Annotated in this window: 1 pseudogene; it reads right to left on the bottom strand. The window is 74.1% G+C overall.

Going from position 1 to position 568, the window contains the following annotated elements:
- Positions 1-568 (bottom strand): annotated as a pseudogene (locus tag ADL01_RS23030) (hypothetical protein); the annotation flags it as partial.

Raw genomic sequence — 568 nt, 5'->3', positions numbered from 1 at the left:
GCGATCTGCCGCTGCCCGTCGGCGCGAGCCTTGTCGACCTCAGCCTGCGCATCGGACAGGTTCCGCTGCGCGTCCGCCACCGCGCGGGCCCCGTCAACCCCGGCCTGCTTCGCGTCCTTCTGCGCCTGGACCAGAGCGCGAGCCTTGTGGGTGACCTTGCCGTTGGCGTCGGCGATCCGCTCCTGCGCGCGGGTGACCTGCTCGCTCCCGTCGACGCCGGCCTTGTTGGCCTTCTTCGTGTCCTCGGTGAGGCGCGAGGTCGTGCGCCGCTGGTCCTCCAGGGTGAGGGTGGCCCGGTCGTAGGCCAGCTCGAGCTTCGCGAGCTGCTCCGGCGTGACGCCCGGGTTCTCGCGGGCGGCCGTCAGCGCGCGCTGCCCCTCGGCCTGCCGCGCCACGGCCTCGCGCTCGTCGAGCTGGGCGTCGGCGAGCCGAGAGTTCATGTCCTCCAGGGAGCGCGTCGCCTCGCGGCGGGCGTCGGTGAGGGACAGCTGTGCCTGCCGCGCGTCGATCTGCGCGTCCCGCAGGTCCTTCTTTGCGTCGCGGGCGCGCGTCTGCGCGTCGCGCTGCC

It is taken from the genome of Streptomyces sp. NRRL WC-3618, assembly GCF_001280005.1.
GTDB lineage: Bacteria > Actinomycetota > Actinomycetes > Streptomycetales > Streptomycetaceae > Streptomyces.
The sequence above is the reverse complement of the archived record's forward strand: the minus strand, read 5'-3'. Positions and strand labels throughout refer to the sequence as shown.